This window comes from Saccharothrix coeruleofusca, assembly GCF_014648515.1.
Taxonomy (GTDB): domain Bacteria; phylum Actinomycetota; class Actinomycetes; order Mycobacteriales; family Pseudonocardiaceae; genus Actinosynnema; species Actinosynnema coeruleofuscum.
This window is the reverse complement of the sequence record NZ_BMRG01000012.1, coordinates 68,758-86,878: the sequence shown is the minus strand read 5'-3', so window position 1 is coordinate 86,878 and position 18,121 is coordinate 68,758. Positions and strand designations below refer to the sequence as shown.

16 protein-coding genes and 1 pseudogene are annotated in these 18,121 nt (G+C 73.2%); 5 read left to right on the top strand and 12 right to left on the bottom strand.

Features of this window, described 5'->3' with window-relative positions; genetic code table 11:
- Window positions 1-5: 5 nt before the first annotated feature.
- The 7 genes and pseudogenes from IEZ00_RS25275 to IEZ00_RS25245 all read right to left on the bottom strand — a co-directional run bounded on the left by IEZ00_RS25275 (window position 6) and on the right by IEZ00_RS25245 (window position 7,046).
- The gene (locus IEZ00_RS25275) at window positions 6-1,601 is read right to left on the bottom strand and encodes an acyl-CoA carboxylase subunit beta (RefSeq protein WP_189225824.1); all 1,596 of its coding nucleotides are present in this window, start codon (window positions 1,599-1,601) and stop codon (window positions 6-8) included.
- Complete coding sequence (locus tag IEZ00_RS25270; RefSeq protein ID WP_189225823.1) at window positions 1,598-2,746, bottom strand: acyl-CoA dehydrogenase family protein; 1,149 nt, start codon at window positions 2,744-2,746, stop codon at window positions 1,598-1,600. Before IEZ00_RS25270 ends, IEZ00_RS25275 begins: the two co-directional genes overlap by 4 nt.
- Window positions 2,743-4,301 (bottom strand): annotated as a pseudogene (locus IEZ00_RS25265) (acyclic terpene utilization AtuA family protein). Before IEZ00_RS25265 ends, IEZ00_RS25270 begins: the two are co-directional and overlap by 4 nt.
- Complete coding sequence (locus tag IEZ00_RS25260; RefSeq protein WP_189225822.1) at window positions 4,298-5,038, bottom strand: TIGR03084 family metal-binding protein; 741 nt, start codon at window positions 5,036-5,038, stop codon at window positions 4,298-4,300. The pseudogene IEZ00_RS25265 and the gene IEZ00_RS25260 overlap by 4 nt, the downstream one beginning before the upstream one ends.
- Window positions 5,035-5,622 (bottom strand): TetR/AcrR family transcriptional regulator, encoded by a 588-nt coding sequence (locus tag IEZ00_RS25255; RefSeq protein ID WP_189225821.1) that lies wholly within the window; start codon window positions 5,620-5,622, stop codon window positions 5,035-5,037. The genes IEZ00_RS25260 and IEZ00_RS25255 overlap by 4 nt, the downstream gene beginning before the upstream one ends.
- 63 nt (window positions 5,623-5,685) lie before the next feature.
- Window positions 5,686-6,069 (bottom strand): nuclear transport factor 2 family protein, encoded by a 384-nt coding sequence (locus IEZ00_RS25250; RefSeq protein WP_189225820.1) that lies wholly within the window; start codon window positions 6,067-6,069, stop codon window positions 5,686-5,688.
- A 47-nt stretch (window positions 6,070-6,116) separates the two neighbouring features.
- Window positions 6,117-7,046 (bottom strand): hypothetical protein, encoded by a 930-nt coding sequence (locus IEZ00_RS25245; RefSeq protein ID WP_189225819.1) that lies wholly within the window; start codon window positions 7,044-7,046, stop codon window positions 6,117-6,119.
- Window positions 7,047-7,191: 145 nt separating this feature from the next.
- On the opposite strand from IEZ00_RS25245, the gene pnuC reads away from it, so the two are divergent.
- From pnuC to IEZ00_RS25230, 3 genes are read left to right on the top strand one after another with little or no spacing between them, the layout of a single operon-like run.
- On the top strand, window positions 7,192-7,833 hold the full coding sequence (pnuC, locus tag IEZ00_RS25240; protein ID WP_229796070.1) for a nicotinamide riboside transporter PnuC: 642 nt from the start codon (window positions 7,192-7,194) through the stop codon (window positions 7,831-7,833).
- Window positions 7,830-8,915 (top strand): AAA family ATPase, encoded by a 1,086-nt coding sequence (locus IEZ00_RS25235; protein WP_189225818.1) that lies wholly within the window; start codon window positions 7,830-7,832, stop codon window positions 8,913-8,915. Before pnuC ends, IEZ00_RS25235 begins: the two co-directional genes overlap by 4 nt.
- A 21-nt stretch (window positions 8,916-8,936) precedes the next feature.
- Window positions 8,937-10,376, top strand: a complete 1,440-nt coding sequence (locus tag IEZ00_RS25230) for a YibE/F family protein (protein WP_189225817.1) — start codon at window positions 8,937-8,939, stop codon at window positions 10,374-10,376.
- Here IEZ00_RS25230 and IEZ00_RS25225 read toward each other — a convergent pair.
- Window positions 10,297-10,659: a DUF1304 domain-containing protein gene (locus IEZ00_RS25225; protein WP_189225816.1), complete on the bottom strand. Its 363-nt coding sequence runs from the start codon at window positions 10,657-10,659 to the stop codon at window positions 10,297-10,299. The genes IEZ00_RS25230 and IEZ00_RS25225 overlap by 80 nt on opposite strands.
- 79 nt (window positions 10,660-10,738) lie before the next feature.
- Between IEZ00_RS25225 and IEZ00_RS37840 the strand changes: the two genes are divergently transcribed.
- Entirely contained in the window at window positions 10,739-11,602 is an 864-nt protein-coding gene (locus tag IEZ00_RS37840) for a spermidine synthase (RefSeq protein WP_189225815.1), read from the top strand.
- A gap of 125 nt (window positions 11,603-11,727) precedes the next feature.
- On the opposite strand, the gene IEZ00_RS25215 is transcribed toward IEZ00_RS37840, so the two are convergent.
- From IEZ00_RS25215 to IEZ00_RS25205, 3 genes are read right to left on the bottom strand one after another with little or no spacing between them, the layout of a single operon-like run.
- Window positions 11,728-12,351: a hypothetical protein gene (locus IEZ00_RS25215; protein WP_189225814.1), complete on the bottom strand. Its 624-nt coding sequence runs from the start codon at window positions 12,349-12,351 to the stop codon at window positions 11,728-11,730.
- Window positions 12,348-13,610 carry a histidine--tRNA ligase gene (gene hisS, locus IEZ00_RS25210; protein ID WP_189225813.1) on the bottom strand — a complete coding sequence of 421 codons (1,263 nt, stop codon included), beginning with the start codon at window positions 13,608-13,610 and terminating at the stop codon, window positions 12,348-12,350. Before hisS ends, IEZ00_RS25215 begins: the two co-directional genes overlap by 4 nt.
- Before the next feature lie 2 nt (window positions 13,611-13,612).
- Window positions 13,613-14,311, bottom strand: coding sequence for an MBL fold metallo-hydrolase (locus IEZ00_RS25205; RefSeq protein ID WP_189225812.1), 699 nt, complete (start codon window positions 14,309-14,311; stop codon window positions 13,613-13,615).
- A 147-nt stretch (window positions 14,312-14,458) separates the two neighbouring features.
- On the opposite strand from IEZ00_RS25205, the gene IEZ00_RS25200 reads away from it, so the two are divergent.
- Complete coding sequence (locus IEZ00_RS25200) at window positions 14,459-15,304, top strand: peptidylprolyl isomerase (protein WP_189225811.1); 846 nt, start codon at window positions 14,459-14,461, stop codon at window positions 15,302-15,304.
- Between the two features lie 84 nt (window positions 15,305-15,388).
- Here the strand turns inward: IEZ00_RS25200 and IEZ00_RS25195 are convergent, their stop codons facing one another.
- The gene (locus IEZ00_RS25195) at window positions 15,389-17,689 is read right to left on the bottom strand and encodes a RelA/SpoT family protein (RefSeq protein ID WP_189225810.1); all 2,301 of its coding nucleotides are present in this window, start codon (window positions 17,687-17,689) and stop codon (window positions 15,389-15,391) included.
- Window positions 17,690-18,121: the final 432 nt, after the last annotated feature.

Sequence of the window (18,121 nt, the reverse complement as noted above, 5' to 3'; positions counted from 1 at the left end):
CGCCCTCACATCCGGAAGACGCCGTAGCCCTCGGCGCCCTCTATCCGCCCGCTGTGGACGGCCGACAGGCACAGGCCGAGCACCGTGCGGGTGTCGCGCGGGTCGATCACGCCGTCGTCGTAGAGCCGCCCGGACAGGAAGGCGGCCAGCGACTGCTGCTCGACCTGCCCCTCGACCACCTGCCGCATGGCCGCGTCCTGCTCCTCGTCGTAGTCCTGCCCCCGCGCGGCGGCGGCCTGCCGCGCCACGATCGACAGCACCCCGGCCAGCTGCGCCGGCCCCATGACCGCGGACTTGGCGCTGGGCCAGGTGAACAGGAACCTCGGGTCGTAGGCCCGGCCGCACATGCCGTAGTTGCCCGCGCCGTAGGACGCGCCCATCACCACGGTCAGGTGCGGCACGCGGCTGTTGGACACCGCGTTGATCATCATGGCGCCGTGCTTGATGATGCCGCCCTGCTCGTACCGCGCGCCGACCATGTAGCCGGTGGTGTTCTGCAGGAACAGCAGCGGCGTGCGGCTGGCGTTGGCGAGCTGGATGAACTGGGTGGCCTTCTGCGCCTCCTCGCTGAACAGCACGCCGCGCGCGTTGGCCAGGACGCCGACCGGGTAGCCGTGCAGGTCGGCCCAGCCGGTGACCAGGCTGGTCCCGTAGTCGGGCTTGAACTCGTCGAACCGCGAGCCGTCCGCGATCCGGGCGATCACCTCGCGCGGGTCGAACGGGACGCGCAGGTCGGTGGGCACCAGGCCGAGCAGCTCCTCCTCGTCGAACAGCGGCTCGTCCACCGGTTCGGGCGGCGGTCCGAGCTTGCGCCAGTTGAGCCGGGCGACGATCCGCCGGGTCAGCCGGATCGCGTCCACCTCGTCCTCGGCCACGAAGTCCGCCAGGCCGGAGGTGGTGCCGTGCATCCGCGCGCCGCCCAGCGACTCGTCGTCGGCCTCCTCGCCGGTGGCCATCTTCACCAGCGGCGGCCCGCCCAGGAACACCTTGGCCCGGTCCCTGACCATCACCACGTAGTCGGACATGCCCGGCACGTACGCGCCGCCCGCCGTGGCGTTGCCGAACACCGCGCTGATGGTCGGGATGCCCGCGGCGGACAGCCGGGTCAGGTCGCGGAAGGCCCGGCCGCCGGGGATGAAGATCTCGCTCTGGCCCGCCAGGTCCGCGCCGCCGGACTCGACCAGCCCGATCAGCGGCAACCGGTTGTGCAGCGCGATGTCGTTGGCGCGGAAGGTCTTGCGCAGGGTCCAGGGGTTGCTCGCGCCGCCGCGCACGGTCGGGTCGTTGGCGACGACGACGCACTCCACGCCCTCGACCACGCCGATGCCGGTGACCACGCTCGCGCCCACCGGGTAGTCGGTGCCCCAGGCGGCCAGCGGGGACAGCTCCAGGAACGGGCTGTCCTGGTCCACCAGCAGCTCGATCCGCTCGCGGGCCAGCAGCTTGCCGCGCTCGTGGTGCCGCTGGGTGTACTTGGGGCCGCCGCCCGCGAGCGCCTTGGCGTGCTCGGCGTCCAGCTCGGCGAGCTTGGCCAGCAGCGCCTGGCGGTTGCGCCGGTACTCGGCCGAGGCGCTGTCCAGCGCCGAGCGCAGCACGGTCATGCCGAGAACCCCAATCGCCTGGCCGCCAACTCCGCCATCACCTCGGTCGCGCCGCCGCCGATGCCCAGCACGCGCGCGTCCCGGTAGTGCCGCTCCACCTCGGCGTCGCGCAGGTAGCCGAAGCCGCCGTGCAGCTGCACCGCCGCGTCCACGACGAAGGAGCACGCCTCCACGGCGGCGTTCTTCGCGAAGCACACCCGCGCCACGCACTCCCGCCCCTCGGCCACCATGGCGGCGACCTCCCTGGTGTGGGTGCGGGCCACGTCGGTGCGCTGCGCCATCTCGACCAGCTTGTGCCGGACCACCTGGCGGCCCACCAGCGGCCTGCCGAACGCCTCGCGCCCGCGCACGTAGGCGGCGGTCAGGTCCAGGCACCGCTGGGCCGTCGCGTACGCCTGCACCGCCAGCGAGACCCGCTCGACCTGGAACTGCCGCATGATCAGCCCGAACCCGGCGTTCTCCGCACCCACCAGGTTGCCCACCGGCACTCGCGCGTCCACGAAGGACAGCTCCGCGGTGTCCGAGCAGTGCCACCCCATCTTGTCCAGCCTGCGGTCGACGCCGAACGCGCCCTTCTCCACCACCAGCAGGCTGATGCCCCGGTGGCCGGGGCCGCCGGTGCGCACCGCCGCGGTGACGAAGTCGGCCCGCGCGCCGGAGGTGATGAACGTCTTGGTGCCGTTGACGACGTAGTGGTCGCCGTCGCGCCGCGCGGTGGTGCGCAGCGCCGCCACGTCGGACCCGCCGCCGGGCTCGGTGATCGCCAGCGAGCCGATCAGCTCGCCCGCCAGCGCCGGACGCGCGAACCGGTCGATCAGCCGCCGGTCGCCCGAGTCCACGATGTGCGGCACCGCGATGCCGTGCGTCATCAGCCCGGCGACCAGACCGGACGAACCGCCCGCCTGGATCAGCTCCTCGGTGACCACCACCGTGTCGAGCAGGTCGCCGCCCGCGCCGCCGACCTCCTCCGGGAACCCGACGCCCAGCAGGCCGATCCCGGCCGCCGCCCGGTGCAGCTCGCGGGGCAGCTCGCCCTCGCGCTCCCACCGCGGCAGCGAGGGCACGACCTCCCGCTCCACGAACCGGCGCACCAGGGCGCGCAGGTCGCGCCGCTCGGGCGTGTCGAACAGGTCGGAGGTGATCACAGCAGCGCCTCCGGGATGTCGACGTGCCGCGACCGCAGCCACTCGCCCAGCGCCTTGGCCTGCGGGTCGAACCGCGTCGATGCGGCCACGCCCTCGCCGAGCAGCCCGCGCAGCACGAAGTTCAGCGCCCGCAGGTTGGGCAGCTCGAACCGCTCCACCTCGCCTGCCTCGGGCAACAGCTCCTTCAGCCGCGCCGCGGTCAGCTCGCCGACCAGCCACGCGTACTGCTCGTCGGTGCGCACCCACACGCCGAGGTTGGCGTCCCCTCCCTTGTCCCCGGACCGCGCGCCCGCGATCGCGCCCAGCGGCAGCCTCATACCCGCACCACCTCACCGCCGGGCAGGACAGCTTGGTGCGCCACGGAGTCGCGCGGCACGTAGGCCGCCTCGCAGACCCCGTAAGGCGAGCCGTCGCCAGGCGGGGCGGTGACGTGGAAACCGGGGTAGGAGGCCAGCGCCAGCTCGACCGCCGCCCGCGAGAACGCCTTGGCGCGCCGGGGATCGGTGGTCCTGATGGTGGCGTGCAGCAGTGCGCTGGCCGCCTCCTGGGTGTCCGCGTCGACGTGCTCGGTGCGGGCCAGGGTCCAGCTCAGCCCTTCCGCGCCGATCGCAGCTTCCAGCTGCCGACGCACCAGGGCGGCCTTGCGCTCGATCTCCAGTCCACAGAGGACGAACGTGGTGGCGTTGCGGAAGCCGCCAAGGGAGTTCAGGCACACCTTCAGCGTCTCCGGCGGCGCGCTGCCCCGCACGCCCGAGATCCGCACGCCCCGCGCGTGCGGCGCCAAGCGGATGGTGTCGAAGTGGCTGACCACATCCGGCCCGAGGTAGGCGGGCGGGCCGATCTCGTACAGCAGTTGGGCGGTGACCGTGTCGACGGTGACCGCGCCGCCCGTGCCGTCGTGCTTGGTGATCAGCGACGACCCGTCCGCCTCGACCTCCGCGATCGGGAAGCCGGGCCGGTCGGCGTCGATCTCGGCGAAGAACGCGTAGTTGCCGCCGGTGGCCTGCGCGCCGCACTCCAGCACGTGCCCGGCGACCGTCGCGCCCGCCAGCGCGTCGAAGTCCTCGCGCCCCCAGTCGAAGTGCGCCGCCGCCGGGCCGACCACCAGCGAGGCGTCGGTGACGCGGCCGGTGACCACGACGTCCGCCCCGGCCCGCAGGCACTCCGCGATGCCCCACGCGCCCAGGTAGGCGTTCGCGGTCAGCGCGTCCGGGAACCGCTCGCGCAGGTCGTCCCCGGTCACGTGGGCCACCCGCGCGCCGAGCCCGAGCCGGTCGATCGCGCGGGCCAGCCCTGCGGGGTTGAGCCCGCCCGCGTTGCTGACGATCCTGACGCCGCGCTCCAGCGCCAGTCCGAGCGCGTCCTCCATCTGCCGCAGGAACGTCCTGGCGTAGCCGAGATCGGCGTCCTCGAGGCGGTCCCGGCCCAGGATCAGCATGGTCAGCTCGGCCAGGTAGTCGCCGGTGAGCACGTCGAGGTGGCCGCCCTCCAGCATCTCCCGCACCGCCGAGAAGCGGTCGCCGTAGAACCCGGAGGCGTTGCCGATGCGGATCACGCCTTCGCCCGCCCCGCTCCGGGCGGTCCGGCGAAGGCCTGCGCGATCGGCAGCCACGCCTCGGCGGCCGGGCCGGACGCGGTGACGGCCAGGTCGTCGCGGTGGCGGCGCTGCGCGGCCAGCAGGCAGAAGTCCAGCGCCTGCCCGGAGATCCGGTCGGTCGCGTCCTCCGGCCCCCACGCCCACAGCCCGCCGTCCGGCGCGGTCAGCTCCACCCGCACCGGCGTTCCCGGCACCGGCAGCCCGTTGACCAGGAAGGCGTAGCCGAAGGCGCGGACCGCGATGTGCGCGACGTGCTTGAGCCGGTGCGTGGGCTCGCGGACCACGCCGAGCGCGTCGGCCACGTCCTGGCCGTGCGCCCACGTCTCCATGATCCGCGCGGTCGCCATGGAGGCCGCGCTCATCGGCGGACCGAACCACGGCAGCTTCACGCCCCTCGGCACGGCCGCCAGCGCCTCGGCCAGCACCGCCCGCCCCCGCCGCCACTGCTCCAGCGTCACCGGCTCCTCGGCCCCGCGGTCCACCGCGTCCGCGCCCGCCCCGCGCAGCGCCTCGGCGAAGGCGTCCGGGTCGGTGACCGCCAGGTGCGCGATCCGGTCGGTCCACCTCAGGTGGCTGATCTGGTGCGCGATGGTCCAGCCGGGCGCGGGCGTGGGGGTGGTCCAGTCCGCCCCGGCCACCAGGTCGTCCAGCTCCTGGCCCTCCGCGCGCAGGTCGTCGAGCAGCTGCCCGATCACAGCACCGCCTCCAGCATCTGCGCCCAGTGCCGCACGAGCCGCTCGCGCCGCCTGGCGTCGTCGGTGAGCTGGTTGGCCAGCGCCAGACCGCGCACCAGGTCCAGGGTGATCTGCACGGCCTCGCGGACGCCGGGCCTGGTCTCGTCCGCGCCCAGCAGCTCGACGGCCAGCCGGTGCGTCTCACGGCCGATGCGGGCCTGCAGCGGCACCACCACCGCGCTCAGCTCGGGGTCGGTGCGCGCGGCCACCCACAGCTCCAGCGCGGCGGTGAACAGGTCGCTGGCGTAGAAGTCGGCGATCAGCTCGACGACCGCGGCCGTGCTGCCGCCGACCCGGCTCGCCCGCTCCTTCAGCTGCAGCACGCTCTCCGCGCCGAGGTGCTCGACGGCGGCGGCGACCAGCTCGCCGCGGGTGCGGAAGTGGTGCAGCTGCGCCCCGCGCGAGACGCCCGCCCGTTCGGCGACCATGGTCGTCGTGGTGCCCGCCCAGCCGCGCTCGACCAGGCACTCGACCGTCGCCGCCATGAGCTTGCGGCGGGTCTCGCGGCTGCGGTCGACCTGCCGCTGCCTGGTCTCGGTGGGCATCGACCGAGTGTCGCGCGTCACTTACAAACAGTCAAGACTGTTTGTAAGTGACGCGCGAGTGGACTACCAGCCGCCCTGCGCCATGGTCTGGAACAGCCAGCGACCATCGGACTTGACCAGCAGGTCGCCGTAGCGCACCGCCTGCGAGCCGCCCTCGAAGGTGAAGGTGGCGTCGGTGATCACGAAGACCAGGTTCTCGTTGATGAAGTGCGGAGTCCGGGTGGACTCCATCTTCACCTCGCCCTCCCCCAGCGACGCGGCCATGTCCCGCAGGAACCGCTCCCGGTCCCACTGCTCGGCCGAGCCGTCGGTGACGGCGTTGACCGGGAACAGCGCCATGTCCGCCATCGCCTCGACGTCCTTGGCCGCCGCCAAGGCGTCCCACCGCTCGAACCACTCCAGCACATCCGCCACGTCCCGCTCGGTGGGCACGAATCCAGCACTCATGCCACCCACTATACCGTACGGCGTACGAAGTACGGGGTGCCGCGGGTTCACCCCGCGGCACGACCAGAGCAGTTGTGGCTGACCAGGCCGTTGGCGATGACGTCACCGGTGCCCGTGGCGATGTCGTACAGCCGGTGCGTCACCCCCAGCGGCTCCACCGACACCACCCCCAGCCGCGCCGCCCTCGGCACCGGCACGCCCTCCAGCACACCCGCCCGCGCGGTCGCCGGGTCGACCAGGTGCAGCAACCGCAGCCGCTCGGCCGGCCCGCCGGTGATCCGCACCCCGCGCACCTCCACCGCGTGCGGGACCTCCAGCCGCGCCAGCGCCACCAGCGCGGCGTCGAACACCGCGCTGTCGGAGCTGGACAGCACCAGCTCGCCCGCCACCGCGCTGCCGCGCGCGTCGAACAACCCGGCCAGGAAGCCCCTCACCCAGTCCTCGTCCGCCGCGGTGGGCCACTCGACCAGGTCACCCTCGCGCGGCAGCTCGCCCCGCGCGTACGCCCGCGCCCGCGCCAGCACCTCCGGGAGGGCGGGCAGCCCGCCGCGCACCACGCCCCACAGGTAGCCCCGCCGGTACCGCTCACCCGGCGCGGGCGGCTCGGCGAACCGGCCCGTCCCCACCAGCCTGGTCCCCTCGGTCAGGAACGGCCGCTCCTCGAAGTCCGCGCGCCTGCCGGGCGCGAGGTGCCGCCAGCCGTCCTCGGCGAGGAACCGGTGATCACCGCCCGCCACCACCCGCGTGCCGTCCTCCAGGGTGACGCGGTAGGCGGGCTCGACCGCGGACCAGTGCGCCAGCACGCGCGTGGCGGTGTAGCGGCCCTCGCGCGTGCCGAAGACCTCGTCGCCGACCGCCAGCTCCGCGATGGGCTTGGCGCGGCCGTCGGCCAGCAGGACCGGCGTGTCCCCGGCCAGGCAGTGGGCGCGGGCGCGCGGGCGGCCGCGCCGGGGTGTGGCGTTCACCTCGTGGGACACCACACCCCCGAAGCCGTTCGGAGTTCGTACGCTGCGCACCAGTCCCGGCGGACCCGACAGACCCCGTCGCGGGCCCACCCCGTCCCCCTGCCCACCCCACCGCATTGCCCCATTCGAACACGTGTTCGATCTACCGTCAATCGGAGTGCCCGTGTCCCCGCTGGACCTCGTCCTGGTGCCCTACAACACGCCCGCGCTGTCGTTCGCGGGTGCCACCACGAGCTGGGGGGAGGTGATCGGGTTCGTCACCGGCGCGCTCTGCGTGTGGCTCGTGGCCAGGCAGAACCCGTGGAACTGGCCCATCGGCATCCTCAACAACCTCGCCTTCCTGGTGCTGTTCGCCACCAGCGGCCTGTTCGCCGACTCCGGCCTGCAGGTCGTCTACATCGTCCTGGCCCTGTACGGCTGGTGGGCCTGGCTGCGCGGCGGCGACGAGCACACCGCCCTGCCGGTGAGCACGACCTCCCGCGCGCAGTGGTGGTGGCTGCTGGCGGCGGGCGTGGCGGGGACGCTGCTGCTGGTGTGGGTGCTCACCTCGTTCACCACCTCGACGGTGCCGTGGGGCGACTCGGTCACGACCGTGCTGTCGCTGCTGGCGACCTGGGGCCAGACCCGCAAGAGGGTCGAGTGCTGGTGGCTGTGGATCGCCGCGGACGTGATCTACGTCCCGCTCTACGCCTACAAGGACCTGTGGCTGACCGCGATCCTCTACGTCGGGTTCATGGGGCTGTGCGTGCTGGGCCTGGTCAACTGGCGCAAGGCGCTGCGGGAACCGGTGGCGGCGTGACGGAGTTCGACCACGCCCTGGTGCTGGGCAAGTTCTACCCGCCGCACGCCGGGCACCACCACCTGATCCGCACCGCCGCGGCGCGCAGCGCCCGCACCACCGTCACCGTCCTGGCCTCCTCCGCCGAGTCGATCCCGGTGGCCGACCGGGTGGCGTGGCTGCGCGCCGAGCACGCGGGCACGCCGGGGCTGGTGGTGCTCGGCGACCTCGACGACCACCCGATGGACTTCCACAGCGACGAGGTGTGGCAGCTGCACATCGGGGTGGCCCGCGCGGTGCTGGCGCGCCGGGCGATCCTGGACGGGGCGCCCGCGACCGCGCCGGTGGACGCGGTGTTCTCCAGCGAGGACTACGGCGACGAGCTGGCCAAGCGGCTGGGCGCGCGGCACGTGCCGGTCGACCCCGACCGCACCGCGTTCCCGGTGTCGGGCACGGCGGTGCGGGCCGACCCGCGCGGGCGGTGGGCCGACCTCGCGCCCGCCACCCGCGCGGGGCTGTGCGCGCGGATCGTGGTGGTGGGCGCGGAGAGCACCGGCACGACCACGTTGTCCCGACAGCTCGCGGAGCACTTCGGCGCGCCCTGGGTGGCCGAGTACGGACGCGCCCACACCGAGCACAAGCTGGCCGCCGCACGCGCCTTCGACCCGTCCGCCACGCTGGAGGATCTGGTGTGGACGGTGGGCAACTTCGCGGACGTGGCCGCGCGGCAGCGGGAGCTGTCCGACGCCGCTGTGGACGGACCGGTGCTGGTGTGCGACAACGACGCCTGGGCGGCGACGGTGTGGGCGCACCGGTACCTGGGCGCGCCGCACCCGGAAGTCGCGCCGGACGCTCCCCTGCCCGCCCTGTACCTGCTGACCGACCACGTCGGCGTGCCGTTCGAGCAGGACGGCTGGCGCGACGGCGAGCACCTGCGCGGCTGGATGACCGACCTGTTCCGGGAAGGGCTGGCCGCGCGGGCAGCGCCGTGGGCGGTGGTGAGCGGAACGGCCGAGGAGCGGTTGCGCACGGCGGTGGAACTGGCGGAAGCGGCCGTGGAACGGCACTTCCGCTTCTCCGCGCCCCTGTTGCCCAGGGGTTGAGGTCCGGGTTCATCGGGCACTATGTGCGACGTGCGCGCCAAGGACCTCATCGCAGCCCACGGACACGGCCACGGCCACGGGCACGGCCACGGGCACTCGCCCGCTCCCCCGGCGTCCGCGCGCGTCCGCAAGCTGCTGCTGGTCCTGCTGCTGCCCCTGGTGCTGGCCACCGCGCTCGGCGCGGTCCTGCTCTACCCGTTCGGGCACGACCAGCGGACCGGCGCGGCGGTGGGGCTGACGCAGACGCCGGTGCGCGGCGAGGTCACGGCGGTGGCCCGCAGCGGGTGCGGCGGACCGTCGGTCGACCAGCCCGGCGACGGCGGGTGCTTCCAGGTCACCGTGAAGATGACCGACGGCGCGGCGGCCGGGCGCGAGGTGCGCATCCCGATGCCGGACGAGCCGGGCACACCGCTGTTCGAGGTCGACGACGAGGTGGTGCTGTCCTTCGCGGGCGGCGACCCGAACGCCAGCGAGTCCTACCAGCTGGTGGACTTCCAGCGCGGCGCGCCGATGGTGCTGCTGGTGGTGCTGTTCGTGGCCGCGGTGCTGCTGCTGGGGCGCTGGCAGGGTCTCAAGGCGCTGGGCGCGCTGGTGCTCAGCTTCGCCGTGCTGCTGCTGTTCGTGCTGCCCGCGCTGCTGGCCGGGGAGAGCCCGCTGGCGGTGGCGGTGGTCGCGGCCGGGCTGATCATGTTCGTGGTGCTGTACGCGACGCACGGCGTCAGCGCGCGCACGTCCACCGCGGTGCTGGGCACGCTGGGCAGCCTGGTGCTCATCGGCGGGCTCGGGGCGCTGTTCTCCGCGGCCACCGAGCTGACCGGGCTGGACCAGGAGACGGCGAACCTGGTGGGCGTCCTCGGGCACGGCATCGACGCCCGCGGGCTGCTGCTGGCGGGCACCATCATCGGCGCGCTGGGCGTGCTGGACGACGTGACGGTGACCCAGACCAGCGCGGTGTGGGAGCTGCGGCGGGCCAACCCGGCGCTGGGGTTCCGCGAGCTGTACGCGGCCGGGTCGCGGATCGGCCGCGACCACCTGTCGTCGGTGGTGAACACGCTGGTGATGGCCTACGCGGGCACGGCGCTGCCGCTGATGCTGGCGTTCGCGCTGTCCGGGCGGGACCTCACCGACATCCTGACCGCCCAGCAGGTGGCGCAGGAGGTGGTGCGCACGCTGGTGGGCAGCATCGGCCTGGTGGCGGCGGTGCCGATCACCACCGCCCTGGCCGCGTTCGTGGCGGGCCGGGAACCCGTGCCCGAAGCCGAGCCCGAACCGGAACCCGAGCCGGAGCCGGAGCCGGAACCCGCTCGGCCGCAGCCCAGGACGCGGATCACCGGCGACCTGCGCACCGGCTACGACCCGGCCAAGGGGCCGTGGCGTCGAGTCAGCGAGCCAACACCGCGACCAGCAGCGCGACCGCGGCGGGCGCGCTCTGCACCACGAGAATCCGGCGGCTCACGGTGAACCCGCCGTACAGGCCCGCCACGATCACGCATACCAGGAAGAACACCGCGAACGCGAACCCGGTGCTCCCGCCCGCGACCAGCGCGAACACCAGGCCCGCGACCAGGAACCCGTTGTAGAGGCCCTGGTTGGCGGCCAGCGGGGCGGACTCTGCGGCGAACTCCTCGGTGGTGCCGAACACCGCGCGCCCGCGCGGCTTGCTCCACAGGAACATCTCCAGCACCACGATGTAGACGTGGATCAGCGCGACCAGCGCGATCAGGACATCCGCCAAGATCTTCACCGCGGCAACGTACCCGCCGCCGCGCGCGCCTGCCCCACCAGGCTCGGAGGTGCCGGGGAGCGTCCCGGATAATGAGCCGGTGGGACGCACCCGGAAAGCCGACGAAACCCTCACCAGGGAGGTCGACTCGGGCATCGCCGAACTCGTCCCCGACCCCTACGTGACCAACGCGTGGACGCTGCACCTCAACGGCACACCCCAGTCGCACGTCGACCTGGACGACCCCCGGCACCTGGAGTTCGAGTACGTCCGCAGGCTGGGCCACGTGGTGGACCTGATGCGCGAGCCCGGTGAGCCGATCCGCGCGCTGCACCTGGGCGGCGGGGCGCTGTCGCTGCCCCGCTACATCGCCGCCACCCGCCCCCGGTCCACCCAGCAGGTGGTGGAGGTGGACGCGGCGCTGATCGAGCTGGTGCGCGGGCTGCTGCCGCTGGACCGGGGCTGGCGGGTCAAGATCCGCAACGGGGACGCGCGCGAGGTGCTGTCCCGCGCGCCCGAGGACACCTTCGACCTCGTGGTGACCGACGTGTTCGCGGGCGCCCGCACACCCGCCCACCTGACCTCGGTGGAGTACGTGGAGCTGGCCGCCCGGACCATGCGGGCGGGCGGGGTCTACGCGGCCAACATCGGCGACGGCGGCAAGCTGGCGTTCGCCCGCGCCCAGGCGGCGACCGTGCGGCGGGTGTTCCGCCACGTGTGCGTGCTGGCCGAGCCCGCGGTGTTCCGCGGTCGCCGGTTCGGCAACTTCGTGATCGTCGCCTCGCAGGCGGTGCTGCCGATCATCTCGCTGGCCCGGCTCACCGCGGGCGACCCGTTCCCCGGCCGCGTCGAGCACGACGACTCCCTGGAGAAGTTCATCGGCGGCGCTCCCCCCACCACCGACGCCACCGCCACCCAGTCCCCGTCCCCGCCCAAGGGCACCTGGGGTCTCCCCGACGACTGACCCGCGCGAACCGAGCGTTCCGACACCGCGAACCGAGCGTTCCGACACCGCGAACCGAGCGTTCGCGACGCCGGGTGGTGGTTACCGGCCCTCCCCGGCGCGACGGGTGGTACTTGCCGACGTGTTCAATCGAGGCTGGACACGAAGCGGGAGATGGCGTCCGGGGTGAGCTTCTGCGCCAGCTTCCCCGACGGGGCCAGCGTGCCCAGCCGGTACAGCGGGCGGTCGGCCGCCGCCGCGCCGCGCGCCTCCGCCTTCAGCTGCGCCACCAGCAGCTCGGAGAACACCAGCCCGCGGGTGTCCCCCCGGCCCGCCAGCACGTCGGCCAGCGTGCGCAGCGCGTACACGCCCTGCTCCCGCCCGCCGGTGCCCGCGTAGATGGCCAGCGCCAGGTTGATCGCCTTGCCGCCGCCCCGGACGAACAGCCCGATCGTGCGGGTGCCGCGCACGTCGGTCACCAGCAGGTCCAGCTGGTCGGCCGCGCGCAGGTCCACCGAGCGGGTGCCGAAGGCGCGCACGGACAGCACGTGGCCCTCCAGCCACACCCGCCTGCGCGCCTCCGACCACGCCAGCAGCAGCAGCGGCACGGCGAACACCGCCGCCGTGACCAGTCCGGCCGTCCGCCCGGCGAGCAGCCCCAGCAACCCGCCGAACGCCGCGGCCACGATGAGCGCGCCGACGGCGACCGTCCGCGCGCGCTTGCGGACCGCCGCCGGGTCCAGCAGGTCCAGAGGGGTGCGCTCGCTCACCGGCCCAACGCCTCCCGCACCGCGACCACCGCGTCCACCAGCGGCACCTCCCGCTGGTCGCCGGTCGCCAGCTCCTTGAGCTGCACCACGCCCGCCTCGATGTCCCGCTCGCCGAGCACCAGGGCGAACCGCGCCCCGGACCGGTCCGCGCCCTTCATCGCGCCCTTGAGGCCCTTGCCGCCGTAGGCTAGGTCGAACCGGACGCCCGCCGCGCGCAGCGGCGCGGACAGCGCCACCAGCCGCGCCTTGGCCGCCTCCCCCAGCGGCACGCCGTAGACCTCGCAGCGCGCCGGGTCACCGGGCACCACGCCCTCCACCTGGCAGGCCAGCAGCGCCCGGTCCACGCCGAGGCCGAAGCCGACGCCGGACAGCGGCTGCCCGCCCAACTGCTCCATCAGCCCGTCGTAGCGCCCGCCGCCGCCGATGCCCGACTGCGCGCCCAACCCGTCGTGCACGAACTCGAAGGTCGTCTTGGTGTAGTAGTCCAGCCCGCGCACCATCCGCGGGTTCTCCGCGAACTTCACGCCCAGCTCGCCCAGGTAGCCCTTGACCCGCTCGTAGTGCTCGCGGGTCTCCGGCGAGAGGTGGTCGACCATCAGCGGCGCGTCGGCCACCAGCTCGCGCACCTCGGGGCGCTTGTCGTCGAGCACCCGCAGCGGGTTGAGCTCGGCGCGGCGGCGCGTCTCCTCGTCCAGCGGCAGCTTGGCCAGGAACGCCTGCAGCTTCTCCCGGTACTGCGGGCGGCACGTCGAGTCGCCCAGCGAGGTCAGCTCCAGCCGGTACCCGGTCAGGCCCAGCGCGCGGAACCCGGCGTCGGCCACCGCGATGACCTCGGCGTCCAGCGCCGGGTCGTCGACCCCGATGGCCTCCACGCCGACCTGGTGGAACTGCCGGTAGCGCCCGGCCTGCGGCTGCTCGGCGCGGAAGAACTGGCCCGCGTAGGCCAGCTTCACCGGCAGCTGGCCGCGGTCCAGGCCGTGCTCGATCACCGCCCGCATCACGCCCGCGGTGCCCTCGGGGCGCAGCGTGATCGACCGGCCGCCGCGGTCGGTGAAGGTGTACATCTCCTTGCTGACCACGTCGGTCGACTCGCCGACACCACGCGCGAACAGCGCGGTGTCCTCGAAGACGGGCAGCTCGATGTAGCCGTAGCCCGCCCGGCGCGCGGACTCCACGAGGGTCTCGCGGACCGCCAGGAAAGCGGCGGAGCTGGGCGGGAAGTAGTCCGGCACGCCCTTGGGCGCGGAAAAGGTGCTCACTTCTACAGTCCTCGGTGCGGTGCGGCCTGCGCGCCCTGGCCCAGCTCCAGCAGGAACGGGTTGCTCGCGCGCTCGCGGCCGATGGTCGTGGTGGGCCCGTGGCCGGGCAGCACCACCGTGTCGTCCTGCAGCGTCAACACCTTGCGGCGCAACGACGTCAGCATGGCCCGGTGGTCCCCGCCCGGCAGGTCGGTGCGGCCGATCGAGCCCGCGAAGAGGGTGTCGCCGGACAACACCAGCCGCCCGCCCTCCTCGGTGCCCGCGCGGAACATCACCGACCCGCCGGTATGGCCCGGGGTGTGGTCGACGACCAGCCGCAGGCCCGCCAGGTCCAGCTCCGCGCCGTCGGCCAGCTCGCGCACCTCGCCCGGCTCGCGCATCTCCAGCTGCCCGCCGAAGAACGCCCGCGACTCGGCGCTGATGCCCTTGAGCGGGTCCGACAGCAGTTCGCGGTCCTGCGGGTGCACCCACGCGGGGATGTCGTTGCCGTCGCAGACCGGGGCGACGGAGAAGCAGTGGTCGAAGTGGCCGTGGGTGAGCAGCACCGCGACCGGGGACAGGCGGTGCTCGCGCAGCGCCTCGGCGATCGGCTCGGCGGCGTCCTGGCCGGGATCGACCACGACGCACGCGCCGCCCGCTTCGGCCGCCAACAGGTAGCAGTTGGCCTGCAGGGCGCCGGTGGGGAACCCGATCACCAGCACGCGGACACCTCTCGACGGCAACAGATCGACAACGGATCGCGAAGGACCCCGGCACCAGCCTATCCGGCACACACCAGTCATATGCGAGCCCCCTAGACTGCTGGCCGGTCGTCGCCGTCAACACAACGAGGTCAAGGAGGGTGCAGGGTGCCGAACAACGTGCAGCGCCGCGAGCAGGCCAAGCGGAAGCTGGAGCGGCAGATCGCCCGGCGGGCGGAACGCGCGAAGCGGCGCCGGATCACCGCCGTCATCGCCACCGCCGTCGCGGTCGTGCTGGTCGCGGGCGGCATCTACTTCCTGGCGACGTACGACTTCAGCGGCGGCGACGACGCGGCCGCCAGCACCACGCCGTCCGCGCCCGACGACAAGCCCTCGTCCATCCCCACCGCGCTGCACCCGGCGGTGAAGCGGCCCACCCCGCTGGCCGCCAAGGTCAACTGCGAGTACCCGGCGGGCCAGGAGCAGGCCAGCAAGCAGGTCAACGCGCCCGCCGCGGGCGAGGTCTCCGCCGAGGGCACCGTGGGCGCCACCCTGGCGACCTCCATCGGCGACCTGAAGCTGACCCTGGACCGGGCGCTGGCGCCGTGCGCGGTCAACAGCTTCATCAGCCTGGCCGAGCAGGGCTTCTACAACGACACCACCTGCCACCGGCTGACCACCTCCGGCATCCAGGTGCTCCAGTGCGGCGACCCGAGCGCCACCGGCCGCGGCGGCCCCGGCTACAGCTTCAAGGACGAGGTGTTCCCCGAGCTGAGCTACGGCCGCGGCGTGCTGGCCATGGCGAACTCGGGCCCGGACACCAACGGCAGCCAGTTCTTCATCGTCTACGGCGACGGCTCGAACCTGGAGGCCAAGTACACCGTGTTCGGCACGGTGGACGAGGAGAGCCTGAAGAAGGTCGACGAGGTCGCCATGCAGGGCACCGACAGCGGCTCCGGTGACGGGAAGCCGAAGACCCCGGTGGACATCAAGACGGCCACCGTCGTCAAGTAACCCCCTGGACGGCGATCGGGCGGGCCATCCCCGGATGGCCCGCCCGATCTCGTTCCCGGCGTCGTTCCCGGCTCGGAACGTCCCTCAGGACGCCGAAGTCACCCGGTAGACGTCGTAGACGCCCTCCACGCTGCGCACCGCCTTGAGCACGTGGCCCAGGTGCTTCGGGTCGCCCATCTCGAAGGAGAACCGGCTCACCGCCACCCGGTCGCGCGAGGTGGTCACCGACGCGGACAGGATGTTGACCTTCTCGTCGGCCAGCACCTTGGTCACGTCCGACAGCAGCCGGTGCCGGTCCAGCGCCTCGACCTGGATGGCCACCAGGAACACCGAGGACGACGAAGGCGCCCACTCCACGTCCAGCAGCCGCTCGGGGGTCTTGAGCAGCTCGTCGGCGTTGGTGCAGTCGGTGCGGTGCACGCTCACCCCGCCACCGCGGGTGACGAACCCGAGGATGTCGTCACCGGGCACGGGCGTGCAGCAGCGGGCCAGCTTGACCCACACGTCGGCGGCGTCCTTGACGATCACGCCCGCGTCGCCGGTGACCCGCCTGCGGGCCACCGTGGACGGGGTGGACCGCTCGGCCAGCTCGTCCTCGGCGTGCTCCACGCCGCCGAGCTGGGCCACCAGCCGCTGCACCACGTGGCGGGCGGAGGTGTGGCCCTCCCCCACCGCCGCGTACAGCGCGCTCACGTCCGGGTAGTGCAGCTCCTTGGACAGCGCGCCCATCGCGTCGGCGGACACCAGGCGCTGCAGCGGGAGGCCGACCCGCCGCACCTCCTTGGCGATCGCGTCCTTGCCGACCTCGATGGCCTCTTCCTTGCGCTCCTTGGCGAACCACTGCTTGATCTTGGCCTTGGCGCGCGGCGAGGCGGCGAAGCTCAGCCAGTCGCGGCTGGGCCCGGCCCCCTCGGCCTTCGAGGTGAAGATCTCGACGACCTCGCCGTTCTCCAGCTTGCGCTCCAGCGCGACGAGGCGGCCGTTGACGCGGGCGCCGATGCAGCGGTGCCCGACCTCGGTGTGCACGGCGTAGGCGAAGTCGACCGGCGTGGACCCGGTGGGCAGGGTGACCACGTCGCCCTTGGGGGTGAAGACGAAGATCTCCCGCGCGGCCAGGTCGAAGCGCAGCGACTCCAGGAACTCGCCGGGGTCGGCGGCCTCGCGCTGCCAGTCCAGCAGCTGGCGCATCCAGGCCATCTCGTCGACCTCGACGCCCTTGCCGCTGTGCGTGCCCCTGGTCTCCTTGTACCGCCAGTGCGCCGCGATGCCGTACTCGGCGGTGCGGTGCATGTCGTAGGTGCGGATCTGCACCTCCAGCGGCTTGCCGTCCGGGCCGATGACGGTGGTGTGCAGCGACTGGTAGACGCCGAACCGGGGCTGGGCGATGTAGTCCTTGAAGCGGCCGGGCATGGGCTGCCACAGCGCGTGCACGACACCCATCGCGGCGTAGCAGTCGCGCACCTCGTCGACCTGGATGCGCACGCCAACCAGGTCGTGGATGTCGTCGAAGTCGCGGCCCCGGACGATCATCTTCTGGTGGATCGAGTAGTAGTGCTTGGGCCTGCCCTCGACCTTGGCCGCGATCCGGGCGCCCTCGAGCTGGCTGCTCAGCTCCGTGATCACCCCGCTGAGGTAGGTGTCGCGGGACGGGGCGCGGTTGGCGACCAGGCGCACGATCTCGTCGTACTTCTTGGGCTGGAGGATGGCGAAGGCCAGGTCCTCCAGCTCCCACTTCACCGTGGCCATGCCCAGCCGGTGCGCCAGCGGGGCCAGCACCTCCAGCGTCTCGCGGGCCTTGCGGGCCTGCTTCTCCGGCGGCAGGAAGCGCATGGTGCGCATGTTGTGCAACCGGTCGGCCAGCTTGATGACCAGCACGCGCGGGTCCTTGGCCATGGCGATGACCATCTTGCGGATGGTCTCGGCCTCGGCCGCGGCGCCCAGCTTGACCTTGTCCAGCTTGGTCACGCCGTCGACCAGCAGGGCGACCACGTTGCCGAAGTCCTCGCGCAGCTGGTCCAGCGAGTAGTCGGTGTCCTCGACCGTGTCGTGCAGCAGGGCGGCGACCAGGGTCGTGGTGTCCATGCCCAGCTCGGCCAGGATGGTGGCCACGGCCAGCGGGTGGGTGATGTAGGGGTCACCGGACTTGCGGCGCTGCGGCCGGTGCTTCTCCTCGGCCACGTCGTAGGCGTGCTGGAGCAGCGCCAGGTCGGCGTTCGGGTGCATGTCGCGGTGCACGGTGGCGAGCGGCTCGAGCACCTGCTTGACCGGTGCGGCCCGCTGGGCGGTGATCCGCCGGGCGAGCCGCGCGCGCACGCGCCTGGTTGCCGACGGTGGCCGTGCGGGCACGGGCTGCGCCGCCGCTGCGGGTTCGGTGTCCTGGCTCAACCACGCTCCTAGAGGTCTAGGTCCCGAGGATAACTCCGCTCGCGAGCGCTCCTCGCCGAGGAACCGGTGAGCGGCGCGGTTCGCACGACGAGCAGCACCACCCGATCGGTCCAACCCGTCACGGAGTCGTCCATCACGACGCCCCCTGGGTACCCCGCTCGGTCCCCCACATCCTGAACTGACCGTTCCGCTCCCAACCCCCCACCGCAGCGCGTCGGCAAGTACTACCCGAGGGGCGTGCGGGAGTCGGTGACTACTACCCGGTGGGTGGGGGGTTCAAAAGCGGCGCTCGCGGGGGCCCGGCTGCGCGCGCTCCGCGCGCGCTCCTCTGGTGCGTGGGCAAGTACTACCCGGCGGGGCTGGCAGGGCCGGTAACTACTGCCTGAGGGGCGCGGAAGCGCCGGTCAGGGCGCGAAAGTGCGGGTCGGGTGT

What these genes read in the sequence shown, in the direction of transcription:
- IEZ00_RS25230 (WP_189225817.1), top strand. Translation starts at nt 8,937, where the DNA reads ATGTGCGACGTGCGCGCCAAGGACCTCATCGCAGCCCACGGACACGGC.
- IEZ00_RS25250 (WP_189225820.1), bottom strand. Translation starts at nt 6,069, where the DNA reads ATGAGTGCTGGATTCGTGCCCACCGAGCGGGACGTGGCGGATGTGCTG.
- IEZ00_RS25255 (WP_189225821.1), bottom strand. Translation starts at nt 5,622, where the DNA reads ATGCCCACCGAGACCAGGCAGCGGCAGGTCGACCGCAGCCGCGAGACC.
- IEZ00_RS25275 (WP_189225824.1), bottom strand. Translation starts at nt 1,601, where the DNA reads ATGACCGTGCTGCGCTCGGCGCTGGACAGCGCCTCGGCCGAGTACCGG.